This window comes from Qipengyuania proteolytica (genome assembly GCF_019711565.1).
Classification (GTDB): domain Bacteria; phylum Pseudomonadota; class Alphaproteobacteria; order Sphingomonadales; family Sphingomonadaceae; genus Qipengyuania; species Qipengyuania proteolytica.
Genome location: NZ_JAIGNN010000001.1, coordinates 1573704 through 1596677, shown reverse-complemented (window position 1 = coordinate 1596677; position 22974 = coordinate 1573704). Strand labels below are relative to the sequence as shown.

At 66.1% G+C, this 22974-nt stretch carries 14 protein-coding genes; 8 read left to right on the top strand and 6 right to left on the bottom strand.

What is annotated here, in order from left to right; genetic code table 11:
* Positions 1 to 10: 10 nt before the first annotated feature.
* From xylB to K3172_RS07810, 3 genes are read left to right on the top strand one after another with little or no spacing between them, the layout of a single operon-like run.
* Positions 11 to 796, top strand: a complete 786-nt coding sequence (gene xylB, locus K3172_RS07820; RefSeq protein ID WP_221588513.1) for a D-xylose 1-dehydrogenase — start codon at positions 11 to 13, stop codon at positions 794 to 796.
* Complete coding sequence (locus K3172_RS07815; RefSeq protein WP_221588511.1) at positions 787 to 1671, top strand: SMP-30/gluconolactonase/LRE family protein; 885 nt, start codon at positions 787 to 789, stop codon at positions 1669 to 1671. The genes xylB and K3172_RS07815 overlap by 10 nt, the downstream gene beginning before the upstream one ends.
* The gene (locus tag K3172_RS07810) at positions 1668 to 3572 is read left to right on the top strand and encodes a sialate O-acetylesterase (protein WP_247717959.1); all 1905 of its coding nucleotides are present in this window, start codon (positions 1668 to 1670) and stop codon (positions 3570 to 3572) included. The genes K3172_RS07815 and K3172_RS07810 overlap by 4 nt, the downstream gene beginning before the upstream one ends.
* A 14-nt stretch (positions 3573 to 3586) precedes the next feature.
* On the opposite strand, the gene K3172_RS07805 is transcribed toward K3172_RS07810, so the two are convergent.
* Genes K3172_RS07805 through K3172_RS07795 form a run of 3 tightly spaced genes read right to left on the bottom strand, consistent with a single transcriptional unit; the run spans position 3587 to position 8635 of the window.
* A complete protein-coding gene (locus tag K3172_RS07805) occupies positions 3587 to 5371 on the bottom strand; it encodes an IlvD/Edd family dehydratase (protein WP_221588508.1) in 1785 nt (594 codons plus the stop codon).
* Positions 5368 to 6480 (bottom strand): LacI family DNA-binding transcriptional regulator, encoded by a 1113-nt coding sequence (locus tag K3172_RS07800; protein ID WP_221588506.1) that lies wholly within the window; start codon positions 6478 to 6480, stop codon positions 5368 to 5370. The genes K3172_RS07805 and K3172_RS07800 overlap by 4 nt, the downstream gene beginning before the upstream one ends.
* A 43-nt stretch (positions 6481 to 6523) precedes the next feature.
* Positions 6524 to 8635 (bottom strand): alpha-glucuronidase, encoded by a 2112-nt coding sequence (locus tag K3172_RS07795; protein ID WP_247717958.1) that lies wholly within the window; start codon positions 8633 to 8635, stop codon positions 6524 to 6526.
* A gap of 58 nt (positions 8636 to 8693) precedes the next feature.
* On the opposite strand from K3172_RS07795, the gene K3172_RS07790 reads away from it, so the two are divergent.
* Positions 8694 to 11096 (top strand): glycoside hydrolase family 3 N-terminal domain-containing protein, encoded by a 2403-nt coding sequence (locus K3172_RS07790; protein WP_221588504.1) that lies wholly within the window; start codon positions 8694 to 8696, stop codon positions 11094 to 11096.
* Positions 11093 to 12250 (top strand): endo-1,4-beta-xylanase, encoded by a 1158-nt coding sequence (locus K3172_RS07785; RefSeq protein WP_221588503.1) that lies wholly within the window; start codon positions 11093 to 11095, stop codon positions 12248 to 12250. The genes K3172_RS07790 and K3172_RS07785 overlap by 4 nt, the downstream gene beginning before the upstream one ends.
* Positions 12251 to 12325: 75 nt before the next feature.
* Here K3172_RS07785 and K3172_RS07780 read toward each other — a convergent pair whose 3' ends face one another.
* On the bottom strand, positions 12326 to 15703 hold the full coding sequence (locus K3172_RS07780; protein WP_247717957.1) for a TonB-dependent receptor: 3378 nt from the start codon (positions 15701 to 15703) through the stop codon (positions 12326 to 12328).
* A 188-nt stretch (positions 15704 to 15891) separates the two neighbouring features.
* On the opposite strand from K3172_RS07780, the gene K3172_RS07775 reads away from it, so the two are divergent.
* From K3172_RS07775 to K3172_RS07765, 3 genes are read left to right on the top strand one after another with little or no spacing between them, the layout of a single operon-like run.
* Positions 15892 to 17445 carry a tryptophan halogenase family protein gene (locus K3172_RS07775; protein ID WP_345725627.1) on the top strand — a complete coding sequence of 518 codons (1554 nt, stop codon included), beginning with the start codon at positions 15892 to 15894 and terminating at the stop codon, positions 17443 to 17445.
* Entirely contained in the window at positions 17445 to 18977 is a 1533-nt protein-coding gene (locus K3172_RS07770; RefSeq protein WP_221588499.1) for a tryptophan halogenase family protein, read from the top strand. The genes K3172_RS07775 and K3172_RS07770 overlap by 1 nt, the downstream gene beginning before the upstream one ends.
* On the top strand, positions 18974 to 19990 hold the full coding sequence (locus K3172_RS07765) for a cupin-like domain-containing protein (RefSeq protein ID WP_221588497.1): 1017 nt from the start codon (positions 18974 to 18976) through the stop codon (positions 19988 to 19990). Before K3172_RS07770 ends, K3172_RS07765 begins: the two co-directional genes overlap by 4 nt.
* On the opposite strand, the gene K3172_RS07760 is transcribed toward K3172_RS07765, so the two are convergent.
* Positions 19968 to 21443: a tryptophan 7-halogenase gene (locus K3172_RS07760; protein WP_221588495.1), complete on the bottom strand. Its 1476-nt coding sequence runs from the start codon at positions 21441 to 21443 to the stop codon at positions 19968 to 19970. The genes K3172_RS07765 and K3172_RS07760 overlap by 23 nt on opposite strands.
* A complete protein-coding gene (locus K3172_RS07755; RefSeq protein WP_221588493.1) occupies positions 21440 to 22963 on the bottom strand; it encodes a tryptophan halogenase family protein in 1524 nt (507 codons plus the stop codon). Before K3172_RS07755 ends, K3172_RS07760 begins: the two co-directional genes overlap by 4 nt.
* Positions 22964 to 22974 lie beyond the last annotated feature (11 nt).

Here is a 22974-nt window from a genome sequence, read left to right as displayed (position 1 = left end):
GGAATGAGTTTTGACAGCTGACAACGCCAATCCAGCCGCTCACACGGCGCGATACCCCAGCCTGCGCGGCAGGAAGGTGATCGTCAGCGGCGGCGGTTCGGGCATCGGCGAGGGCATCGTCGAGGCCTTCGTCCGCCAGAGCGCGGCAGTGGCCTTCGTCGATATCGAAGAAAGCGCGAGCGAGGATCTGGTAGCGCGGCTGAAGGACGCGGAGATCGCGCCGCTCTTCGTCCCTTGCGACATCACCGATTGCGAGGACTACGGACAGAAGATCGCCGCCATCATCGACCGGCTGGGCGGCTGCGACGTGCTGGTCAACAACGCCGCGAATGACGATCGCCACCGGCTCGGTGACGTCACGCCCGAATACTGGGATCGCAGCATGGCGGTGAACCTCAAGCACCAGTTCTTCGCCGCAAGGGCGGTGGTCCCCGCGATGCAGGCTGCAGGCGGCGGCTCGATCGTCAATCTCGGCTCGATCAGCTGGCACCTCGGGCTCGAGGAGCTGGCGATCTACCAGACCGCCAAGGCCGCGATCGAAGGGCTGACGCGCAGCCTCGCGCGCGAGCTCGGGCGGGACAATATCCGCGTCAACACGATCATCCCGGGCAATGTCCAGACCCCGCGCCAGATGCGCTGGTACACGCCCGAGGGCGAAGCAGAGATCGTCGCCGCGCAATGCCTCGACGGGCGCATCCAGCCGGTCGACATCGCCGCGATGGCGCTGTTCCTCGCCTCCGACGACGCCCGCTTCTGCACCGCGCACAATTACTGGGTCGACGCCGGATGGAGGTAACGCTCCCCGTCGCGCAGATCCTCGCCGCCGAGAGCAAGCTCGGCGAAGGGGTGTTGTGGGATGCGGAGCGGCAGCTCGTCTGGTTCGTCGACATCAAACGCCACCGGCTGTGGCGCTACGATCCGGCAACAGGCGCGGCGACATTCGACGAGGCGCCCGACCAGATCGGCTGGGCCATTCCAGCGGAGGGAGGGCTGCTGCTTTGCGGCCTTAAGGACGGGCTTTACACCTTCGCCCCCGAGAGCGGGCATTTCACCTTCCTCTGCGACGTGCCCGGCGAGCCCGCCTCGAACCGCCTCAACGATGCCTGCACCGACCCGTGGGGCCGCGTGTGGTTCGGTTCGATGGACGATGCGGAGCAGGCCGCCTCGGGGCGCTTCTACCTCTTCGATCGCGGTGATATCCGGCCCGTCGGTCCGGCGGGTGTCTGCATAACCAACGGCCCGGCGGTGAACGCGCAGGGCGACCGGATCTATTTCACCGACACGCTGGGGAAGCGAATCATGGTGGCGGAGCTTTCGCCCGGCGGCCTTGGCGAGGCGCGACCCTTCGCCGACACCGGTGCGCTGTTTCCCGAGGCCTTTCCCGATGGGCCGGTGGTGGACGCCGAGGACCATGTGTGGACCGGCCTCTACCTCGGCGGACGGGTCGCACGCTTCTCGCCCGATGGCGAACTCGTCGCGACGATCCCGATGCCGGCCCGCGACATTACCAAGATAGCGTTCGGTGGAGCGCATTTGCGGACCGCATTCGTGACCAGCGCGACCAAGAACATGGAGGCAAGCGATATGGCAACCTATCCGCAGGCAGGCAGCCTGTTCGGCTTCGAGGCACCCGTCGCGGGCTTCGCGCAGGCGCGGGCGAAACTCGGATGATGCGCCCCGCCCTGCTCCTCGCGACCCTGTTGGCCCCTTCGATCGCAGCCGCCGCACCGGTGCTCGGCCCGGCCTATGGCGACAACATGGTGCTCCAGCGCGGCGAGCCCGTAGTGCTCGAAGGTACGGCTGCACCCGGTGGAAGGGTGTCGGCGGTCCTGGGCCAGTCGCATGCCACCTCGCGCGCCGATGCGGACGGCCGCTTCGCGGTCACGCTGCCGGCCACAGCCACAACGCAGGAGCCGCTTTCGCTCATCCTGACGGACCCGACCGGAGAGACGCGCTACGACAACATCCTCGTAGGCGACGTCATCCTGTGCTCGGGCCAGTCGAACATGGAGCTGTCGGTCAACCGCGCGCTCGACACCTGGAACCAGCTGCGGCTCGCACCCGATAGCGGCATCCGCCTGCTGATGGTGCCGAAGACCACCGCGGCGACACCCGCCGCAAGCTTCGCGGAACCCGTCGCATGGCGCGAGGCGAGCCGCGAGAGCGTGCCCGATTTCTCTGCCGCGTGCTTCTACATGGGCAAGGAGCTGCGCCGCATGGATCCGGCGGTGCCGGTCGGGCTGATCCACTCCAACTGGGGCGGCAGCGCGGCGCGGGCGTGGATGACGCCCGAAAGCGTGCGCGCGCTCTACGGCCAGCAGGCACTCGACCAGCTTCAAACCTATGCGCGCGACCCGTTCGAAGCCGCGCAGGATTTCGCCCCGCAATGGTTCGACTGGTGGCGCGCCCATGACGGCGGACGCGAGCCCTGGACCGACAGTGCGATGCTCGACTGGAAGCCCGTCCCGCAATTCTCTTTCTGGAACGAGTGGAAGGGCACCGGCCTCGACACCAACCCGCGGGCGAATGTGTGGCTGCGCCAGACCTTCACGCTGACCGCCGGACAGGCGCAGCAGGCAGGCTCGCTCTCGATCGGCGCAATCGACGATCTCGACATGACTTTCGTCAATGGCAGGCCAGTGGGCTACACCTTCGGCTGGGGTGTCGAGCGGGCCTATCGCGTGCCCGCCGACTACCTGCGCGAAGGCGAGAACGAGGTCCTGATCGCCGCCAACAACATGTGGGACACGGGCGGCTTCTTCGCCGGTCCCGACCGGCTGTTCTTCAGCCCCGCAAGCGGCTCGCCGATCCCGCTCGGAGCGGACTGGGACTATTCGGTCGCCGCTTTCGAGGACGTGCCGCCGCGCGCGCCGTGGGACGCGAATGCCGGGCTCGGCGTGATGCACAATGCGATGATCGCGCCGCTAGGTCCGATGCGGCTTGCGGGCGTGGCGTGGTACCAGGGCGAGTCCGATGTGGGCCAGCCCGATTACGACGGGAAATTGCGCGAGCTCTTTGCCGGCTGGCGGGGACAGTTCGGCAGCCAGGCGCGGATGCTGGTCGTCCAGCTGGCCGACTTCGGCACGCGCACTTCGCAGCCGGTCGAGTCCGGCTGGGCGCGCCTGCGGCAGGAGCAGCTCGCGGCGGTCGAGGCCGACGGCAATGCCGCGCTGGTGACGGCGATCGACATCGGCGAGGCCACCGACATCCACCCGGCCAACAAGAACGATCTGGGCAAGCGCCTCGCCCACGCTTTCGTCGGCGAGGCGATGCCCACGCCGCTGAACGCGACCCTTTCAGGCAAGACGGTGACCGTAAATTTCGCCGGCATCAGGGGCAGGCTCGTCGCACATTCCGGCCCCTACCCGCTCGGTGTCGAGCTCTGCGGCGCGGAGCAGGCCAGTTGCCGTTACGTGCTCGCCAGCCTCGACGGGGACCGCATGATGCTCACCGTGCCCGATGGCTTGGCACCCACCCGCGTGCGCCATGCATGGTCGGATGCGCCGATCGTCAATCTCTACGATGGCAGGGGCATGCCCGTACCGGGCTTCGAGCTTTCCATCGTGCGCTGAGCGCGGTCGCGCGATCAGTGATTGTGGCGCGGCGGCTTACGCGACGTACCGCGGTATTTGAGCGCGAACTCCATCACCCCGCCTTCGCCCAGCTGGCCGGTCTTCTCACGGAACAGCTCTTCCCACGGCGTCTGGCTGGCCGGGATTTCGGGCGCCGGTTCCTCCGCCAGCCGCCGCGCGATTTCGGCCTCGTCGACCAGCGCATCGCATGTGCCGCGATTGAGGTCGACGCGGATCGTGTCGCCCGTGCGCAGCCACGCGAGCCCGCCGCCAGCCGCACTCTCGGGCGAGACGTTGAGGATCGAGGGGCTGTCGCTCGTGCCCGACTGGCGACCATCGCCCAGCGTCGGGAGCCATTGCTTGCCCGCGCGGATCAGCGCATCGGGGGGCTGCATGTTGACGACCTCGGCGCTGCCCGGCCAGCCGATGACGCCCGAGCCGCGGATAACGAGAATGCAGTCCTCGTCGATGGCAAGGTCGGGATCGTTGATCCGGTGGTGGTAGTCGTCCGACCCGTCGAACACGATCGCCCGCGCCTCGAACACGCCTTCCGCGCCGGGCCGCGAGAGGTAGCGCGCCCGAAATTCCTCGCTGATGACCGAGGTCTTGAGGATCGCGAAGTCGAACAGATTGCCCGACAGGACGAGGAAACCGGCGTCGGGCATGAGCGGATCGTCGAAGGGCCGGATCATCTCGCGGTCGCCGGTCTCGCGCCCCGCCAGATTGCTCGCCATGTCCGCGCCCGTGCAGGTGAGGCAATCGGCCTTCAGCACACCCGCCTGCAGCAATTCCCACATCACCGCAGGCACGCCGCCTGCGCGGTGGAAACGCTCGCCGAGATATTTGCCGGCAGGCTGCATGTTAAGCAGCAACGGCAGGCGGTAGCCATGCTCCTGCCACGCGTTCAGCGGCAGATCCACGCCCGCATGCGCGGCCATCGCCTGGATATGCGGCTGGGCGTTCGATGACCCGCCGGAAGCACTGACGACCGCGATCGCGTTGAGGAAGGCATCCTTCGTCAAAATGTCCGAGGGCTTGAGGTCGGCATGGACCATTTCGACGATCCGCTGCCCCGTCCGGTAGGCCATCTGCCCGCGCTCGCGATAGGGTGCGGGGATTGCGGCACAGCCGGTCAGCGAGAGGCCGAGCGCTTCGGCGACCGCATTCATCGTGCTCGCCGTGCCCATCGAGTTGCAATGCCCCGCGCTGGGCGCGCTGGACGTGGCGCGGTCGAGGAATTCCTCCTCGTCGATCTCGCCCGCAGCAAGCTTGCGGCGACTGCGCCAGATCACAGTACCGCTGCCGACCAGCTCACCATTGTGCCAGCCGTCGAGCATCGGCCCGCCCGACAGGACGATGGCCGGGATATCCACGGTGCTCGCCGCCATGATCTGGCTAGGCGTGGTCTTGTCGCAGCCGGTTGTCAGCACGACGCCGTCGATCGGGTAGCCGTTCAGCAGCTCGACGAGCCCGAGATAGAGCAGGTTGCGGTCGAGCGCGGCGGTCGGGCGGCGGCAGTTTTCGAAGATCGGGTGCACCGGGAATTCGATCGGGATGCCGCCCGCGTCCCTGATCCCGTCGCGCGTCCGCTTGGCGAGTTCGAGATGGATGCGATTGCAGGGTGACAGGTCGCTGCCGCTCTGCGCGATGCCGATGATCGGTTTGCCGCTGCGCAGCTCCTCGGGCGTCACGCCGTAGTTCATGAAGCGCTCGAGATAGAGCGCCGTCATGTCCATGCGATCGGGATTGTCGAACCACTCGCGCGAGCGCAGCCGCCGACCGCTGGATTTTTCCTTCATTGTTTCTCCGAAGCTCGCTGGAACGAGGACGCCAGACTGGGCCCCGCATCGGAATTGCGACGCACCAGCTTGTACGCCATTGTGACCTGCTCGCCTTTGGCCTTGGAGGCCGGGGTTTTCTGCCGGTAGGCTTTGGCGATCATCACCACCGCCTGCGCGGTCATCTCGCGGATCGGCTGGCGAATGGTGGTCAGTTCGGGCCAGATCGAGCTGGCGAGTTCGGTATCGTCGAAGCCGCAGACGGTGATGTCGTTCGGCACGTCGAGGTGCCGGCGGTGCGCCATCGCCACGGTTGCGGCGGCCATGTCGTCGTTGGAGGCGAAGATCGCGGTCGGCGGCGGATCGACCGCGAGCAGTTTCTCTGCCGCCACCATGCCCGAGCGATAGGTGAACTGGCCTTGCGCGATCAGTCGGTCGCTGATGGTCAGGCCTGCCTCCTCCATCGCCGCCCGAAAGCCTTCGAGCCGCTGGCCGCTCGCGACCTGTTCGGGGTTGCCGATAATGAAGCCGATCCGCTCGTGACCTAGCCCGATGATGTGGCGTGTCATGTCGTAAGCCGCCTGGAACTCGTCGATCTGCACCGCGCCGTGCGACCCGCTCGCGCGGCCCGGGCCGACGGCGACGGCGATGCCGCCCGAGGCGCGGATCTGGTCGAGCACGCTCTGGTCGTCGCACAGCGGTGGCGGAAGAATAAAGCCGACGATCCCGCCGTCGACGAGCTTGCTGATCAGTTCCTTGCTCTCTGGCACGGTCTCGCAGCTTTGTACCACCAAGTGTATGTCGCGCCGGCTCGCTTCCTCGAGCGCGCCCATCAGGAATTCGCTGAGGTAGGACGCCGACGGGTTGTCGAACAGCAACGCGATCCGCAGCTGAGCCCCGCCCGCCAGCGAGCGGGCCGCTCGGTTGGGAATGTAGTTGAGCTTGGCGATGGCATCGAGGACCTGCGCCCGCGTCGCTTCGCGCACATTCTCTTCGCCATTGATGACCCGGCTGACCGTCATGGGCGAGCAATGCGCGGCGCGTGCCACATCGGCGATGGTCGGCGCAGAGTTGCCCTTGCGTGAACTGCGCTTGCGCGTGGCGGTCCCGCTCTTCTGGGTGATGTCCATGCCTATCGCCATAGAAGCATCCCCGTGAGGCCAGCAAGTGCGATCATTGGCCGGGCGCCTCCGGAAAAGAGAGCGACATGTAATGCTCGAGCGGCGGCGGCGGCGGGGTCACGCCATCGGGATAGGGCAGTCCGTTGACCGAGTGCCAATAGGCCAGCGAGGCATCGCGCCACCAGAGCGCCTCCTTCTGCTGGATGGCGAACATGTCCGCGACGGCGCGGTGGCGCTCCGGGTCGATCGCCGGGGCGAGCCCATGCCAAGTGGCGGCGAGCCGGTCGACCTCGCTTACGCCGCGGTCGTACTCGGCCGCCAGCCGCTCCCAGAGCGTGAGGCCGTCGGCCATGCGGTGGTCCCAGGTGACCCGATGAAACCACAGCAGCAGCGCCGGATCGATCGTGTCGGGATCGCGCCAGCGCTGCGCGATCTCGGGCGCATATTGCGCCAGCGCGCCGGAACCCGTGGCAGTCCGGTCGAACCCGATACCTCCCGCATCGGCGCGGTGATAATAGCAGGGGTTCCACTCGGGCCGGGCAAGGTCGCACACCCACGGCGCAGGGCCATAGTGGTGTGCCGTCCCCATCAGGTGGGCGAGGCCCAGCGGGGTCATGTAGCGCACGACTGCCTCGCGGCTGCCGAGCATAATGTCGGTGATCGCATCCTGCGCCCGCTGGTCGCGCGTAAAGGTCTGTGCGTTCCATTCCCGCGCGATCGTCTCGCTGGAAAGCCCGGGATCCCATGCCAGCCGCCCGAAGGCGTACCAGTTCGCCTGGTCGAAGTCCGAGCCGGTCCAGTTGCGGTCCGCTCCGGTGTTGGCGACGCCTGCCATGCCGGCGGGCGCGACCACCTGCGCGACGGTCCCGCCCCTGCCGGTATCGGCGTCGAGCACCTCCTCCCACATGGGCGCGAGGAAGGCGAGGTGGCTCGCGAAGCCGAGATATTCCTTGGTCACCTGCACTTCGAGCATCATCCGGGTCCGCGGCATCGCGCCGAACAGCGGGTGGAAGGGCTCGCGAGGCTGGAAGTCGATCGGGCCGTTCTTGACCTGCAGGATCACATTGTCTGCGAACCGGCCATCGAGCGGAACGAATTCGGCATAGGCCTGCATCGCGCGGTCGGTTTCGTCCTCGGCTGAATACACGAAGGCGCGCCAGATCACCGTGCCGCGCTCACCCAGCGCCTCGGCGAGCATGTTCGCGCCGTCGGCATGCGTGCGGTCGTAATCCTGCGGGCCGGGCTGCCCTTCGCTGTTCGCCTTGACGAGGAAGCCCCCGAAGTCGGGGATCGCCGCGTAGATTTCGTCGGCCTTTGCCCGCCACCACGCGCGGACTTCGGGATCGAGCGGGTCTGCGGTGTCGAGCCCGCCAAGGTCGCGCGGCGCACTGAACCGGGGCGAGAGATAGACGCGAATACCGTAGGGCCGCCAGGCATCGGCGAGCCGCTTGAGCTTCGCGATGTAGCGCGGCTCGAGCATGAAAGCGCGCGCATTGACGTTGTTCACGACTGCGCCGTTGATGCCGATCGAGGCATTGGCGCGGGCATAGTCGATCATCCGCCGATCGAGCCGCTCGGGCAGGTGCCACCAGTCAAAGATCGAGCGGCCGGCATAGCCGCGCTCGACATGGCCGTCGGGATTGTCCCAGTGGTTGAGCATGCGCAGCGGATAGGCGGGCCGCTCTTGCAGTGTGATATCGGCGAGACTTTTGCCGAGCGCCAGCTCGCGCAGCAGGGCGAAGCTGCCGTGGAGGCAGCCGATGTGATCCCGGGCTGCTATCCGGAAAGCAGGGGTCGGACGGTCCAGTTCGGGCACTAGAGAGAAACCGGCTTGCCCATCCCCTACCGCCGTTCCGCAATCGAGCGTGATGCGTATGGAGGTTGCCTTGCCGCGCGCGACGTTTCCGCCGGCAAGATTCGCCAATCCGGCTCTCAGTTCCTCGACCGCAATGTCCGTGGTCGCACTCTGGAACTCGCCCTGCGGCGCGACCACCTCTGGGGCGTATTGCCCGAGTTCCTGTAGCGCCCCGCCCTCCAGCGGTGTATGGCGCAGCCACAGCTCATAGCCATCCTCGGCGTGCGCTTGCGACGCAGCAAGTCCCGCCACCAGCACGGTCGCCAGCGCCTTCGCTAGCCGGTTGACAAGCCTCCTCTCCCTCATCATGGTAGCGCTACCACAAGGTGCCGTGCAGTCAAGGCTGCTCAGGGAGAGGAACAATCGCATGAAGGCCATAAAGCGCACCGCGCTCGCGCTCGGGACATGTTTCCTGGCGCTTCAACCGCTTCACGTTTCGACCGCGCTGGCACAGGATGCCACGGCGAGCGAACGACCCTTGGCAGACGCGCCCTATTGGGATGCGTCGCTCCCCGGCGAGACGCGCGTCGCCGACCTGATGGCGCGCATGACGCTGGAGGAAAAGCTCTCCCAGATGATCTCGACCTGGACCAACAAGGCCGAGATCCAGGACGATGCCGACTTCTTCGACGCCGCCAAGGCCAGCGCACGCTATCCCGACGGGATCGGCTTCTTCACCCGCCCGTCCGACCTGCGCGGCCCGGGCAGCCCGCGCCTCAACACCCCCCGCTCGATCGAGGACAGCATCCGCTACGTCAACGCGCTGCAGGCCTGGGCGCGCTCCACCCGGCTCGGCATTCCAGTGATGACGCATGAGGAATCGCTCCACGGGCTCGCCGCGCTCGATGCCACCAGCTTCCCCCAGGCCATTGGCCTCGCCTCGACCTGGGACCCGGACCTCGTACGCGACGTCAACGATTACATCGCCGGCGAGGTCAGCGCGCGCGGCGTCACGCAGGTTCTCTCCCCTGTCGTCGACGTCGCGCGCGATCCGCGTTGGGGCCGGATCGAGGAAACCTTCGGCGAGGATCCCTACCTCGTCGCCGAGATGGGGGTTGCCGCGGTGGAGGGCCTGCAAGGCGTCGGTCGCGACCGCAAGCTCGCGCCCGGTCAGGTGATGGCGACGCTCAAGCACATGACTGGCCACGGCCAGCCCGAGAGCGGCACCAATATCGCACCGGCGCAGATTTCCGAACGCACCTTGCGCGAGATGTTCTTCCCGCCGTTCAAGGAAGTGGTCGACCGGACCGCGATCGATGCGGTGATGGCAAGCTACAACGAAATCGATGGCATCCCAAGCCACTCGAGCCGCTGGCTGCTGCACGACATCCTGCGCGAGGAATGGGGTTTCGAAGGCGCGGTCGTGTCGGACTATTTCGCGATCGAGGAAATGGTTTCGCGGCACAAGATCGCCGCAGAGATTCCGGACGCGGCGAAGCTGGCGCTCGATGCCGGCGTCGATATCGATTTCCCCGATGGTGCCGCCTTCCGCAACCTCGGCAAACAGCTGGCGGACGGCAAGGTCACGCTCGCCCAGATCGACGAGGCGGTCGAACGCATCCTGACGATGAAGTTCAACGCCGGGCTCTTCGAACAGCCCTTCGTCACCGACACCGCGCCCGCCCTCGCCTCCAACGGCCCCGAAGGCGTCGCCCTGGCGCGCAAGGCGGCGGAGAAATCGCTCGTCCTGCTCAAAAATGACGGGGTGCTGCCGCTGTCGCTTCCTGCCAGCGGGGCAAAGCCGACCATCGCCGTGATCGGGCCCAATGCCGACGTCGCAAGGCTCGGCGGCTATTACGGCATCCCGCGCAAGACCGTCAGCCCGCTCGAAGGGATCAGGACGCTCGTCGGCGAGCGTGCGACCATCGTCCACGCGCCCGGCGTGAAGATCACCGAAAACGACGACTGGTGGGAGGACGAGGTCGTCCTCGCCGATCCGGCAGAAAACCGCCGCATGATCACGCAGGCGGTCGAGGCGGCGCGCGGTGCCGACACCATCCTGCTGTTCATCGGCGACACCGAACAGACCAGCCGCGAAGGCTGGGGCGACAACCACCTCGGCGACCGCACCAGCCTCGATCTCGTGGGCGAGCAGAACGAGTTGTTCGCTGCGCTCAAGGCGCTCGGCAAGCCGATCGTGGCGGTGCTCGTGAACGGACGCCCGCCGAGCTATCTATCGGTGGACGGCGAGGCCAACGCGGTGCTCGAGACCTGGTACGCCGGTGAGCAGCAGGGCACCGCCATCGCCGACGCGCTGTTCGGCCGGGTCAATCCGGGCGGCAAGATGCCCGTCACGACCGCGCGCAACGTCGGTCAGCTGCCGAACTTCTATAACCACAAGCCCAGCGCGCGGCGCGGTTACCTGTTCGGGGAAGTCTCGCCGCTCTACCCGTTCGGTTACGGTCTGTCCTACACCAGCTTCTCCTTCGGCACGCCGACGCTGTCCTCGGCATCGATTTCGGCAGGCGACGGCGTGACGATCCGCGTTCCCGTCACCAACACCGGCAAGCTGGTCGGCGACGAGGTCGTGCAAGTCTACCTGCGCGATGATGTCAGCTCGGTCACGCGCCCGGTCAAGGAACTGGTCGGCTTCCAGCGGGTCACGTTGGCCGCAGGCGAGACGAAGCAGGTCGATATCGCCATCCGGCCCGATGCCTTCGCCTTGTGGAACAGGGACATGCAGCGCGTGGTCGAGCCGGGCGACTTCACGCTGATGGTCGGGCCCAACTCGCGCGACGTCGTCGACGTCAAACTGACGGTCCTGCCATGAGGCGGCGCGATGCCCTGACCGCGCTCGGTGCGCTGGCAGTCGCCGGCTGCGCGAATGGCGCGCTCCCGCGTGCATCTGGCAGTCCGGCCAGGACCCCCTCGCCCAGCCTCGACACGCTGGCACAGGCGGGAGGTCGCCGCTTCGGCACAGCCATCGCCTCGACGCCCGGACGGACCTCCGCCGGATCGATCCAGAACCCGCGCTACACCGATATCGTGCTCGGCGAATGCGGGCTGGTCGTGCCCGAGAACGAGATGAAATGGCAGGCGACGCGCCCCGATCCCGCTACCTATGACTTCGCGCGGCTGGACCAGATCGTCGCTTGGGCTCAAACGGAGGGGCTCGAGGTGCGCGGGCACACGCTGCTGTGGCACCGGCCGCAATGGTTTCCCGACTGGCTCAACAGCTACGACTTCGGCGCCCGCCCGGCGAGCGAGGCGGAACGTCTCGTCACCGAGCACATCCGCACCGTCACGCGCCGCTACAAGGGTGTGATTTCGAGCTACGACGTCGTCAACGAGGCTATCGATCACGATCGCAATGCGCCGATCGAAACCAGCCTGAGCCGCGCCATGGGGAGCCCCGAGGCTGTGCTCGACCTCGCTTTTCACACGGCGCGCGAGGAACTGCCCCAAGGCCAGCTTGTCTATAACGATTACATGAGCTGGGAGCCTGCCCACCGGAAGCACTGTGCCGACGTGCTGCGGTTGCTCGAAGGCTTCCGCAAGCGCGGGACGCCGGTCGATGCGCTGGGCATCCAGTCGCATATCGAGATGTTCTCGCTCGATCCCGCAACCGGCGTCGGGCCGGTGGCCGAACGCGAATGGCGAGCCTTCCTCGATGAGGTGGTCGACATGGGCTATCGCCTGCTGGTCACGGAGTTCGACGTGAAGGACAAGGCGCTGCCCGGGAACATTGCGCTGCGCGATGCGAAGGTCGCGGAGTTCTCGCAGCGCTATTTCGACCTCATGCTCGAATATGGCGAGCACCTCGACGACATCCTCGCCTGGGGGATGGTCGACGGCTTCAACTGGCTGCAATATTTCGGCCCCTCGAAGCGCGACGATGGGCTGGAAGTGCGCGGCGCGCCTTACGGGTCGGACTACAGCCCGAAGCCGCTGCGCGACGCCATCGCCGCCTCGCTCGCAGGCTGATCTCCTCGTAGCAAAAAAGGGCCGCCCTACCCGAAGGTAGGGCGGCCCTTTCTTTTGCCGCTTTGGATCGCGGGGCTAGAAATTGCCCCGGATGATGAAGGAGAAGCGGCGATCGTTCATGAAATAGGATCGCGGCGCAAGGTCCGCCGGATTGCCGGTATAGGCCTGCGTGGTCTTCGTCACCTCGTTGAGCAGGTTGACGCCCTGCGCACCGATTTTGATGTTGTCGGTGACGTTGAAGAAGATCGACGCGTCCAGCTGCCCCGTCGGCTCGTTGAAGATCGAGTAATAGGGGAAGATCACGTCGCTCGCCGTCAGCAGGAAGCGTGAGCGCCAGTTGTACGCGGCACGCATCGAGATCGGGCCCTTCTCGTAGAACACGGTGGCATTGACGTTGTGCTTCGAGAGCTGCTCGAGCGGGAGATTACCCGGCGGGACGGTCGATGGCGTCGGGATATTGCCGCCGTTGAGGAACGTGTTCGGCAGACCGGAACTCTTGATGTAGGTGTAGTTCGCCGACACGCCGAGCCCGTCGAACGGAGCGGGCAGGAAGTCGTAGGTCTGCTGGTAGGCCAGCTCGAAGCCCTTGATCTTGCCGGTGCCTTCGAAATTGTCCGGTCGACGGACCACCACCGGCAGTGTCAGGCCGTCACCTTCGACCAAAACCGTACCGACACTCTGATAGAAGAAGTCCTTCACCCGCTTGTAAAACAGGTTCGCTGTCAACGAGCCGACGGTGGCGAAATACCATTCCGCCGTCAGGTCGGCCTGCCAGGCCGTTGCCGGCCTGATCAGGGGGTTGCCGGCATCGGCCGTAAGGATGCCCGCGTTGATGTTGTACGAGATGTTCAGGAAATTTCGCAGGTACGCATTGTCGGGCCGCGTCATGACCTTGGAGACGGCGGCACGGACGATAACGTCCGGCGTCACTTCGAACTTGACGTTCAAGCTCGGCAGCCAGAAGTCGTAGGACGCCTTCGCCGTTTCGGGAGTAAACTCGGTCAAAGAGAACTGCTCGAGCTGGCTGAACTCGGCATCCGTCAGGTTGCATATCCCGCCCGGTGTTGCCGGCGGGCGTCCCGGTACAGGCGGAATCGGCGCACATAGCGTGGCTCGATCCTGCGCGAATTGCGCCTGGACTGCCGACAGGTTCGTAAGCCCGGTCGAGGCGATGCGGGAATTGACGTAGCGCACGCCGATATTGCCCGACATCCGCATCCCGGCGAAATTTTCGCTCCCGAAACGCAGCATGACATAGCCAGAATCGTCTTCCTGCCGGATCGGCTGGATTTCGGAAGGCAGATAGGGTGTGCCAGCGACGACACCCGGTCGGCCGGCAAGCGGGTTCCACGTCGGAGAGCCGTTGAGGTCGCGGTACTGGTCCTGGATCGACTGGAAGAAAGCGACCGATTCCTCGTAGCCATCGATCAGGTCGCCATTGTAGTAGTAGCCACCGATTGGACCGGGGGCCTGTCCGCGGAAGAAGTCGGGGAATTCGAAGAACTCCGAATTGCCTGCTCCGGTGTCCTCGAAATTCACCGGCCGATCGCCCGACCAGACTTCGCTGAGCATGCCCCAGTTGTAGGTGGTGTAGCGAACCGTCTGATCGCGATCCTGGAAGCGGGCCCCGACCTTTACTTCGCGCAGGAAGGAATCCTCGTCGAACTCGTAGGCGAGGTCGGCACGCCAGGCATATTGCGTGCCCGTGCTTTCCTCGATGTGGTCCATTGCGGACCGCCAGAAGGTGAAGCGCGGATCGCCGAAATAAGCCGCATCGTCCGAAGCTGTCGCCGGGGTCGACGGATCGCGACCATACGGAGCGAGCGCATCGCTGTCGCCTGCCCAGCTGTAGCTGAGATAGTTGGGCACATGTGGAATGACGCTCGGATAATCGCCCCTTAGGTCGATCTCCTGGTCTGCGAAAAGCGAACCATGCACCGTGACGTCGAGATTGGTCTTTCGCGACTTGGCATACTGAAAGTCGAGATCGAGATGCAGGCGATCCGTCAGTTCCGTCGAAAGATGGGCGCCCCAGTCCTGGTTGGTAGTCGACTCGTCGACTTCGCGACGCGCCAGCGTCTGCTGCAGGCCGCCGATCGGAACGAAGGGCGAGGTGCCGGGATTCCCGCGCCAGCCGTCGTTCGGATTGGTGATGTAGCCGGACTGGAAGAGGCCGTTGGCGTCGTAGATATAATCGGTGAAACCGCCGACCGGGCACTGCGCCCGCGTCGTCGGATCGCCCAGAGAGCCGTCCGTATTGACCCGGTTCGGACCGGCTGCATTCTGCTGGCAGCCCAGCGGATACGTGCCGTACTCGGCAAGGTCCGGCCCGGTCTCGAACGTATGCTCGCCCCAGCGGTTGGTGGCGTGCGAGCGAATGAATTCGGCGGTGATCACGGTCTTGCCGTCGATCGATTCGAACTGAGCGGCGGCAGAGATACCGTCACGCTTGCGATCGAATTCCTGGGTGCGGAACTGGCCGCCTAGCGGAGCGTACCGCAGGCCTGCCGGATCGACGAAGCCGTCCGCGCCTGGGAGTTGCGCCGTACCGCACGGTGAATTCGCTGGCGGGTTGCTGGTGCTGTCGCCGCTACCCGGCAGCGGATTGCGGCAGATTTCGCGACCGTTGGCGAAAGCCTCATCGACTTGGGCCCCGTCTCGCGTCTGGAAGTTGGTGATCTGCAGGCCGTCCGCACGGCTCTTGATGCGCGAATAGGATCCCGCCACGAGCAGGCCGAAGGTGCCCTTGTCGGTTTCCCACGTGTTGCTGATCAGGCCGGAGAAGGTGGGCGTCCATTCCTTGGCAAAGTCGCCATAGTTGGCTTCACCGCTGAACGCGATGTGGAACCCCGGACGATCGAGCGGCTTGCGGGTTACGAGATTCACGGTCCCGGCCAGCCCGCCTTCGACAAGGTCGGCGGTAGCATTCTTGTTAATGAGCACCGAGCCGAGCAGTTCGGAAGGCACGTCAGCAAAGTTGAGTGCCTGCCCCCCAACGCCAGCAGCGAAGGCGGTCCGCCCGTTGAATTCCGAACGGACGAAGTTGAGGCCGCGGATGACGACGCCCGAGCCCTCGACCGAGAAGTGGTCGGGGTCGTTCGAGCCGGCAAAGCGGTTGATGGCGATGCCGGGGACGCGCTGGAGCGCTTCGGTCACCGAACGATCGGGCAGAGCGCCGATGTCTTCCGCGGTGATCGCATCGACCACCGTGTCGGAATCCCGCTTGATGTTCTGCGCATTGGCGAGCGACTGGCGAATACCGCTGACAACGATGACATTCTCGTCCGCGCCTGAAGCCGCCTCGGGCTCGTCGGAAGCCTCCTGCGCGTAGGCCGCCTGCCCCATCATGAAGCCGCCGACCACCATGGCCGAGACACTGGTGCGCAACAAAGTCTTCAGCAAACGCTCGTTGGGGGCACCGCGCCCGTCACGATTCCCGATCGTCTCGGTCATAAGACCATCCCTCCCATGTTAGCGCTACCACTATTGAGCGTGGAGCTTTTGAATTCTTTGTTGGAAGGTGTATCGAGCCATTGGAGGATTGGCAAGAGGGGGGAAAACCCATTCCCGACATTTTGTGACAAATTGCCCACAGCACTGATCGGCGATAGACAGGTAGGCCAAGGGCGGAGGTAAATGGTATCGTTACCGTAAATCGTATCAGACGGGTCGTGATCGTCGGCGGAGGGACCGCCGGGTGGATGGCGGCTGCCGCCATGTCGCGCTTTTTCAACGACGGCCAGCGCACCATCACGTTGATCGAATCGGATGCAATCGGCACCGTCGGCGTCGGCGAGGCGACGATTCCGCCGATCCGCAATTTCAACGCCATGCTGGACATTTCGGAGAACGAATTCCTGCGCGCAACGCGCGGCACCTACAAGCTGGGCATCGAATTCGTGAATTGGGGCAAGCGGGGGGACCGCTACTTCCACCCCTTCGGCACCTATGGCCAGGATTTCCACGGCATCCAGTTCCACCACCTCTTCCTGCGCGAGTACGCCCGCGGCCACTCGCCCGGCGAGATCGGCGAATTCTCGATGTCGACCATGGCGGCGCGCAGCGGCAGGTTCGCGCGACCTGCCGCCGGGGCCAAGTCGCTCGTCTCGCAGATCGCCTATGCCTATCAGTTCGATGCGAGCCTCTACGCTGCCTTCCTGCGCAATCTTGCCGAGAGGCAGCAGGTCAGGCGCAAGGAAGGCCGCATCACCGACGTCCGGCGCGACGGGGAGACAGGCGATATCCACTCGGTCCGGCTGGAGGACGGGAGCGAGGTCGAAGGCGACCTCTTCATCGATTGCTCGGGCTTTCGCGGGTTGCTGATCGAGGACGCGCTGGAAACCGGCTATGAGGACTGGAGCCACTGGTTGCCGATGGACCGCGCCATCGCTGTCCCTACCGCCAGCCCCGGTCCGCCAGAGCCCTACACCCGCTCGACCGCGCACAGCGCCGGCTGGCAATGGCGCATCCCGCTGCAGCACCGCACGGGCAACGGGCATGTGTTTTCGAGCAATTTCATGGAAGAAGACGAGGCGCGCGACACCCTGCTCGCCAACCTCGACGGAGAGCCGCTGCAGGATCCGCGCACGCTGTTTTTCAACACCGGCATGCGGCGCAAGGCGTGGAACCACAATGTCGTCTCGCTCGGCCTGTCCTCGGGCTTCATCGAGCCACTCGAATCGACCAGCATCCACCTGATCCAGAACGGCATCGCGCGGCTTTTCGCCCTCTTCCCCGACAACCCGATCAGCCCGCTCGAGCGCGACGAATACAATCGCGGCATGCGCGAGCTCTACGAGGACGTGCGCGACTTCATCATCCTCCACTACAAGGCGACACAGCGCGGCGACTCCGAGTTCTGGCGCTACGTCCGCGACATGGAGGTGCCCGATAGCCTCGCGCGCAAGATGGAGCTGTGGCGCCTGCATGGCCGGGTCTTCCGCGAGAATGCCGAACTCTTCACCGCGCCCAGCTGGATCGCGGTGATGCTCGGCCAGAACATCTGGCCCGATGCCTATGACGCGATCGCCGACACACTCGACGAGGCCAAGATCGCGGCCGCCATGCGCCAGATGCGCGATGCCTATCGCGACACCGCGGCGCGGCTGCCGAGCCATGAGGAGTTCCTGCGCCAGTCGGGCGGCTGGCACGACGCCCCTCCCCCTGCATTCACGCCGCAGGCGGCGGCGCGCTGATGGCGAAGCCTGTCACGAAAGTCGTGATTGTCGGCGGCGGCACCGCCGGCTGGATGGCCGCGACCGCACTCACCCGCATCCTCGGCGCCATGCCCGGCTTCTCGGTGACGCTGGTGGAAAGCGAGGCGATCGGTACTATTGGCGTCGGCGAGGCGACCATTCCCCAAATCTCGCTCTATAACCGGATGATCGGCATCGACGAGATGCAGTTCATGCGCGAGACCCGCGCGACCTACAAGCTCGGCATCGAGTTCGTCGACTGGCTGCGCCCGGGCCATTCCTACGTCCATCCCTTCGGCACCTTCGGCCTCGATATGCTGGGGATCGAGTTCCACCATTTCTGGCTGCGCGGGCGCGAGTTGGGCGATCCGGGGATGATCGACGCCTATTCGATCGCCGCCGTCGCCGGCAAGGCGGGCAAGTTCGCCTGGCCGCAGCCGGACGCCACCAAGTCACCCCTGTCGCGCCTGTCCTATGCTTTCCAGTTCGATGCAGGGCGCTATGCCCCCTTCCTGCGCGGTATGGCCGAGGCGGCCGGTGCAGTGCGGGTCGAAGGCAAGGTCGTCGACGTAAAGCAGGATGCCGAGACCGGCCACGTCACGGCGATCGTTTTGGAGAACGGACGCGAGGTTGAAGGCGAACTCTTCGTCGACTGCTCCGGCTTCCGCTCGCTGCTGCTGGGCCAGACGCTGGGCGTGCCCTTCACCGACTGGTCGAAATGGCTGCCCTGCGACAGCGCGGTCGCTATCCCGTGTGAGCTTGATGGCGAGACCGAGCCACTGACCCGCTCCACCGCGCGACCGGCAGGCTGGCAATGGCGCATCCCGCTACAGCACCGGATCGGCAACGGGCACGTGTTCTGCTCTGCCTATATGGAGCGCGACGACGCCACCGCGATGCTGCTCGAAAACCTCGACGGCACGCCGCTGGCCGAGCCCAACCAGCTGCGCTTCACGGCGGGCCACCGGGCGCGGGCGTGGGAGAAGAACGTCGTCGCGCTGGGTCTTGCGGCCGGGTTTCTCGAGCCGCTCGAATCGACCTCGATCCACCTCGTCCAGTCGGGCATCGCGCGCCTGCTTTCGCTGTTTCCGGACAGCAGCTTCGGCCATGCCGAAATCGACCGCTTCAATCGCGAGACGGAGCAGGAATATGTCGATATCCGCGACTTCCTGTTGCTGCATTACATGGCGAGCGAGCGGGACGATTCCGAGTTCTGGCGCTATTGCCGCAATCTCGAGCCGACCGATGCGCTGGCGGCCAAGATCGAGATGTTCCGCAGTTCGGGGCGCATCTTCCGCGAGAACAACGAGCTCTTCACCGAGGCGAGCTGGCTTTCGGTGATGCTCAACCAGGGCATCGTCCCCGAGGGCCACCATCCTGCCGCGCACCTGCTCGACGCGGGCGAAACGCCGACCCGCCTCGCCCATATCCGCGAGGTCATCGGCAATACCGTGGCGCAGATGCCGACGCAGGCTGCCTTCCTGCGCCAGCACGGCGGAGCGATCGAGGCAGCGGACCGCCTGAGCACATGAGCCTTTCGGGTAGCCCGGCTCCCCTGCCCGAACACGCGGGACCGTTCGGCGCAGAAGATTTTGCAGCGATCAGGCAGGCGGCACGGCCTTGCGTCCTGCGCGGGATCGTCGCCGACTGGCCCGCCGTCGCTGCTGCCAGACGTGGCGATGAGTCGATCCGCAACTATCTCGCCGCCAAGGGCAGCGCCCGGCCGGTATCGGCCATCGCCGCCCCGCCCGAGGAAGGCGGACGGTTCTTCTACACGCCCGACCTGTCCCGCCTGAACTTCGTGCGCGGCCAGGGTCGCCTCGAAGCCTTTCTCGACGATCTCCTGAGGGCGCGCGATCTCGCCGATCCGCCTGCCATGGCGGTGCAATCCGAGGACATCGCCAGCCTCCTGCCGCAATTCGTGCGCGACAATGCGCTCGCCCTGCTGCCCGGCGTCGCGCCGCGCATCTGGATCGGCAACCGCATCCGTGTCGCACCGCATTACGATGCCAAGGAAAACGTCGCCTGCTGCGTTTCCGGGCGGCGGCGCTTCACCCTGTTTCCGCCCGACCAGATTGCCAATCTCTATCCCGGTCCCTTCGAGCTTACGCCCGCCGGGACGCCGGTGAGCATGGTCGATCTTGCGAGCCCCGACCTCGAAGCCCACCCGCGCTTCGCCGAGGCGTGGGCGGCGGCGCAGCAGGCAATGCTCAAACCCGGAGATGCGATCTACATTCCCTATGGCTGGTGGCACGGCGTGGAATCGCTCGATCCGGTGAGCATCCTCGTCAATTACTGGTGGACCGAGGGCCTGCCTGCGGAAATCGGTGGGGCCTATGATGCGCTGCTCCACGCCATGCTCGCCTATCGGCACTTGCCCGAGGAGCAGCGGGATGTGTGGCGCACCTTGCTCGACTATTACGTCTTCGAGCGGTCTGGCGTTCCGGCGGCGCACCTGCCGGCGAGTGCAGCAGGCATCCTCGGCCCACCCTCGCCGCCGCTGTTTGCGCGGATGCGCGAGATTATCCGGCAGGCGCTCGGCTAGGCTGGAGCATCGAGGCAAGCCAGCGCTCGTAGGGCGGTGCGAATTGCAGCGCCTGCGTGGAGCGCGCGGCAAAGCCTTCCTTAGCCCGCTCTTCCGAGTGCTGGTAAGCCGAGCGAGCGACAGGGGGCAAGCCGGGTTTGAAACCCAGCGCTGCCATCAGCGCAAACTGCTCTTGCGGCACCAGCGGCTGCTCTTCGCGAAACGGGATACGGCCGCGCCTGCGGCATTGATCGATGACCTCGCCGAGCCGGTTCGGGAGGGCGCGATCGCCGAACACCGCGCGGCCGCGATCGGAGGCGAAATGAAGCGCCAACGTCTCGTGCACGCCCTCCATCATCAGCACCGAGCGACGGTTGTATTCCGCCCGCTCGAGCGGTTCGATCTGTCGCCCCGGCAGCATTTCGAGCAGCAGGTGAAGCTGGCGATGCGCAAGGTCGAGGTGCCACGGACCGATCGGCTCGAAGCGCGCGGTGGCATCGCCGAGGGCCACCACATTGCCAAGCCACGGCGCCGCGACCCGGCCGGGCTCCAGCGCGACCACCGCAGCTGCAGGTGCCCCCAGCGCTTGCAGCGCTGCATCGCGCGACACCTCCTCGCTCGTGCCGAGCATGCGATAGAGCCCGTCGCGCCCCGCAATCTCGACCAGCCAGCCTTCCGCGAGCAGCGAGACACGATCTTCGAGCGCGGCCATCGGCGCACCGGGCCCTGACAGGTAGACCTTGCGCGTCGGCAGACTCGCCGACCAGTCGACCATCGCGAACTGAGGATGCGAGGCGAGCAGGCGCGCCTGCGGACCGCTGCAGTCGACGAAGAAATCGGCTTCGATTTCGCCCTGGCCCGCGAGCCCGATGGCGCGGATCGTGTCGCCCTCGCCCGGCTCGACCCGGTCGATCTCGCCCTCGACATAATCCACGCCAAGCGCCTGCGCGTGCTCGATCAGCAGCCCGCGATAGGCCTGCGCATTCCAGCGCAGCGAATAGTCGATATCGGAAAGAGGCGTCTGCTGGTCGGGCGGCGGCGGTGCGAACCGTCCGGCATCGGCCAGCACCTCGGCCACCGACCCGGCGGGACGCGGCCCGCCCGGAAGGGGGCGCCCACCGCCCCACTCGCGCGCAAAGGCGGTCTTGAGCACCGGATCGAGCGTCTCGCCATAGGCGAGCACGCCCGCCTGTCCCTCTCCGCCCCAGCCGAGATAGCGGGTCACGAGACGGTGACTGCCGCCAGCTCGCAGGACGATGGCATCCTCCGCCACGCCGAGCCGGTCGTGCAGCTTGTTGGTGAACGGAAGCGCGGTCGGCGACCAGTCGGCGAATGAGGCGGGCGACGGCAGTTGCCCGACCACCACCACCTGGCACACCGGCAGCGCGCGACGCAGTGCGATAGCGGCGAGCACGCCCAGCTGCCCCCCGCCGACCACGACGATCCGGCGCAGGGGCTCGCGCGGGGCGATCATGCCGCCTCCGCGATGCGCGCCGCTTCGCGCAGCAGGAAAGCGCGGTGATCGGGCATGGCCGCGACCTCCTGTGCGATCGCTTCGTGCAGCCGCTCCGCCGCGCGCGCCAGTTGCGCTGGGTCGCCCAGTGCAGGGCGCGGATCGTAGCGTTCGGGCAGCAGGCCCTGCCCGACATAAGCCGCGATCCAGCTGGCATCGTAGAAGAGGCCGTCGGAATATTTCTCGATCCGCCCGGCCTTGCGCCACAGCTCGAGCTTGTCGGCGAGGCTGTCGGGCACCGTCATCGTGCGGACGTGGTTCCAGAACTCGGAATCGTCGCGCGTGGTCGCGTGGTAGTGCAGGATCAGGAAGTCGCGCACGCGGTCGTATTCCATATCGACCATCCGGTTGAACTCGTCGCGGTCGCGCGGGTCGATGGTCCCGTCCTGCGGGAACAGCTCGATAAGATAGGTAATCGCCATCTGCGCGAGATAGATCGAGGTCGATTCCAGCGGCTCGAGGAAGCCGCTCGCAAGGCCGACGCCGATGACGTTGTGGCTCCATGACTGCGCGCGCCGTCCGGGGCGGAAGCGCAGGATGCGCGGTTCTGCCAGCGGCGTGCCCTCGGCGCTCGTCCTGATCGCCTCGCAGGCAGCGTCCTCGTCGAGATGCGCACTGGAGAAGACATATCCATTGCCCATGCGGTGCTGCAGCGGGATCTGCCAGCGCCAGCCCGCGGGCATGGCGGTCGCGGTGGTATAGGGCCGCAAATCCTCGGTCGCATGGGTACATGGCATCGCCGCCGCGCGATCGCAGGGAAGCCAGTGGATCCAGTCTTCCCAGTCGACCGCGAGTTCTTGTCCGAGCAGCACCGAGCGAAAGCCCGAGCAATCGACGAACAGGTCGCCCTCGATCCGCTGCCCGTCCCTGAGGCACAGCGCGCGGACATCGCCGGTCTCCGCGTCGCGCTCGACCGAAGTGACGACACCCTCGTGCCGTTCGACGCCGATCGAGACGCCAAATTCGCGCATGAACGGGCCAAACAGCGTGGCGTCGAACTGGTAGGCATAGCCATAGGTCGAGCCGAGCGAGCTATCGAGGCTCGGTGGGCGGAAGCGGTTGGCCTGCGCGGCAGCGACCGCCAGCGAATACTCACCGAGCGGGCGCGCGAGCCCCTGCCGGTGCAGCTCGAGCCAGTAGTGGTGGAAGCCCACCCCGCGCAGCTCCTCGCCGAAGGAGCCGAAGGGGTGGATGTAGCTCTCACCGATCCTGCCGAAATCGCGGAAGTCGATGCCCAGCTTGTAGGTCGCGTGGGTCGCCTTCATGAAGGCCGCCTCGTCGATCCCCAGCCGCTCGACGAAGCCGCGGATATGCGGCAGGGTCGCCTCGCCGACGCCGACGATGCCGATGTCCTCGCTTTCGACCAGTTGCACATTGGCGAGATCGGGCAGGAGCCGCGCAATCCCCGCGGCCGTCATCCATCCGGCGGTTCCCCCGCCGAGGACAACGACCCGCAGGCGCTTGGCTGTCTCGCTACCCATCGTCGCCAGAC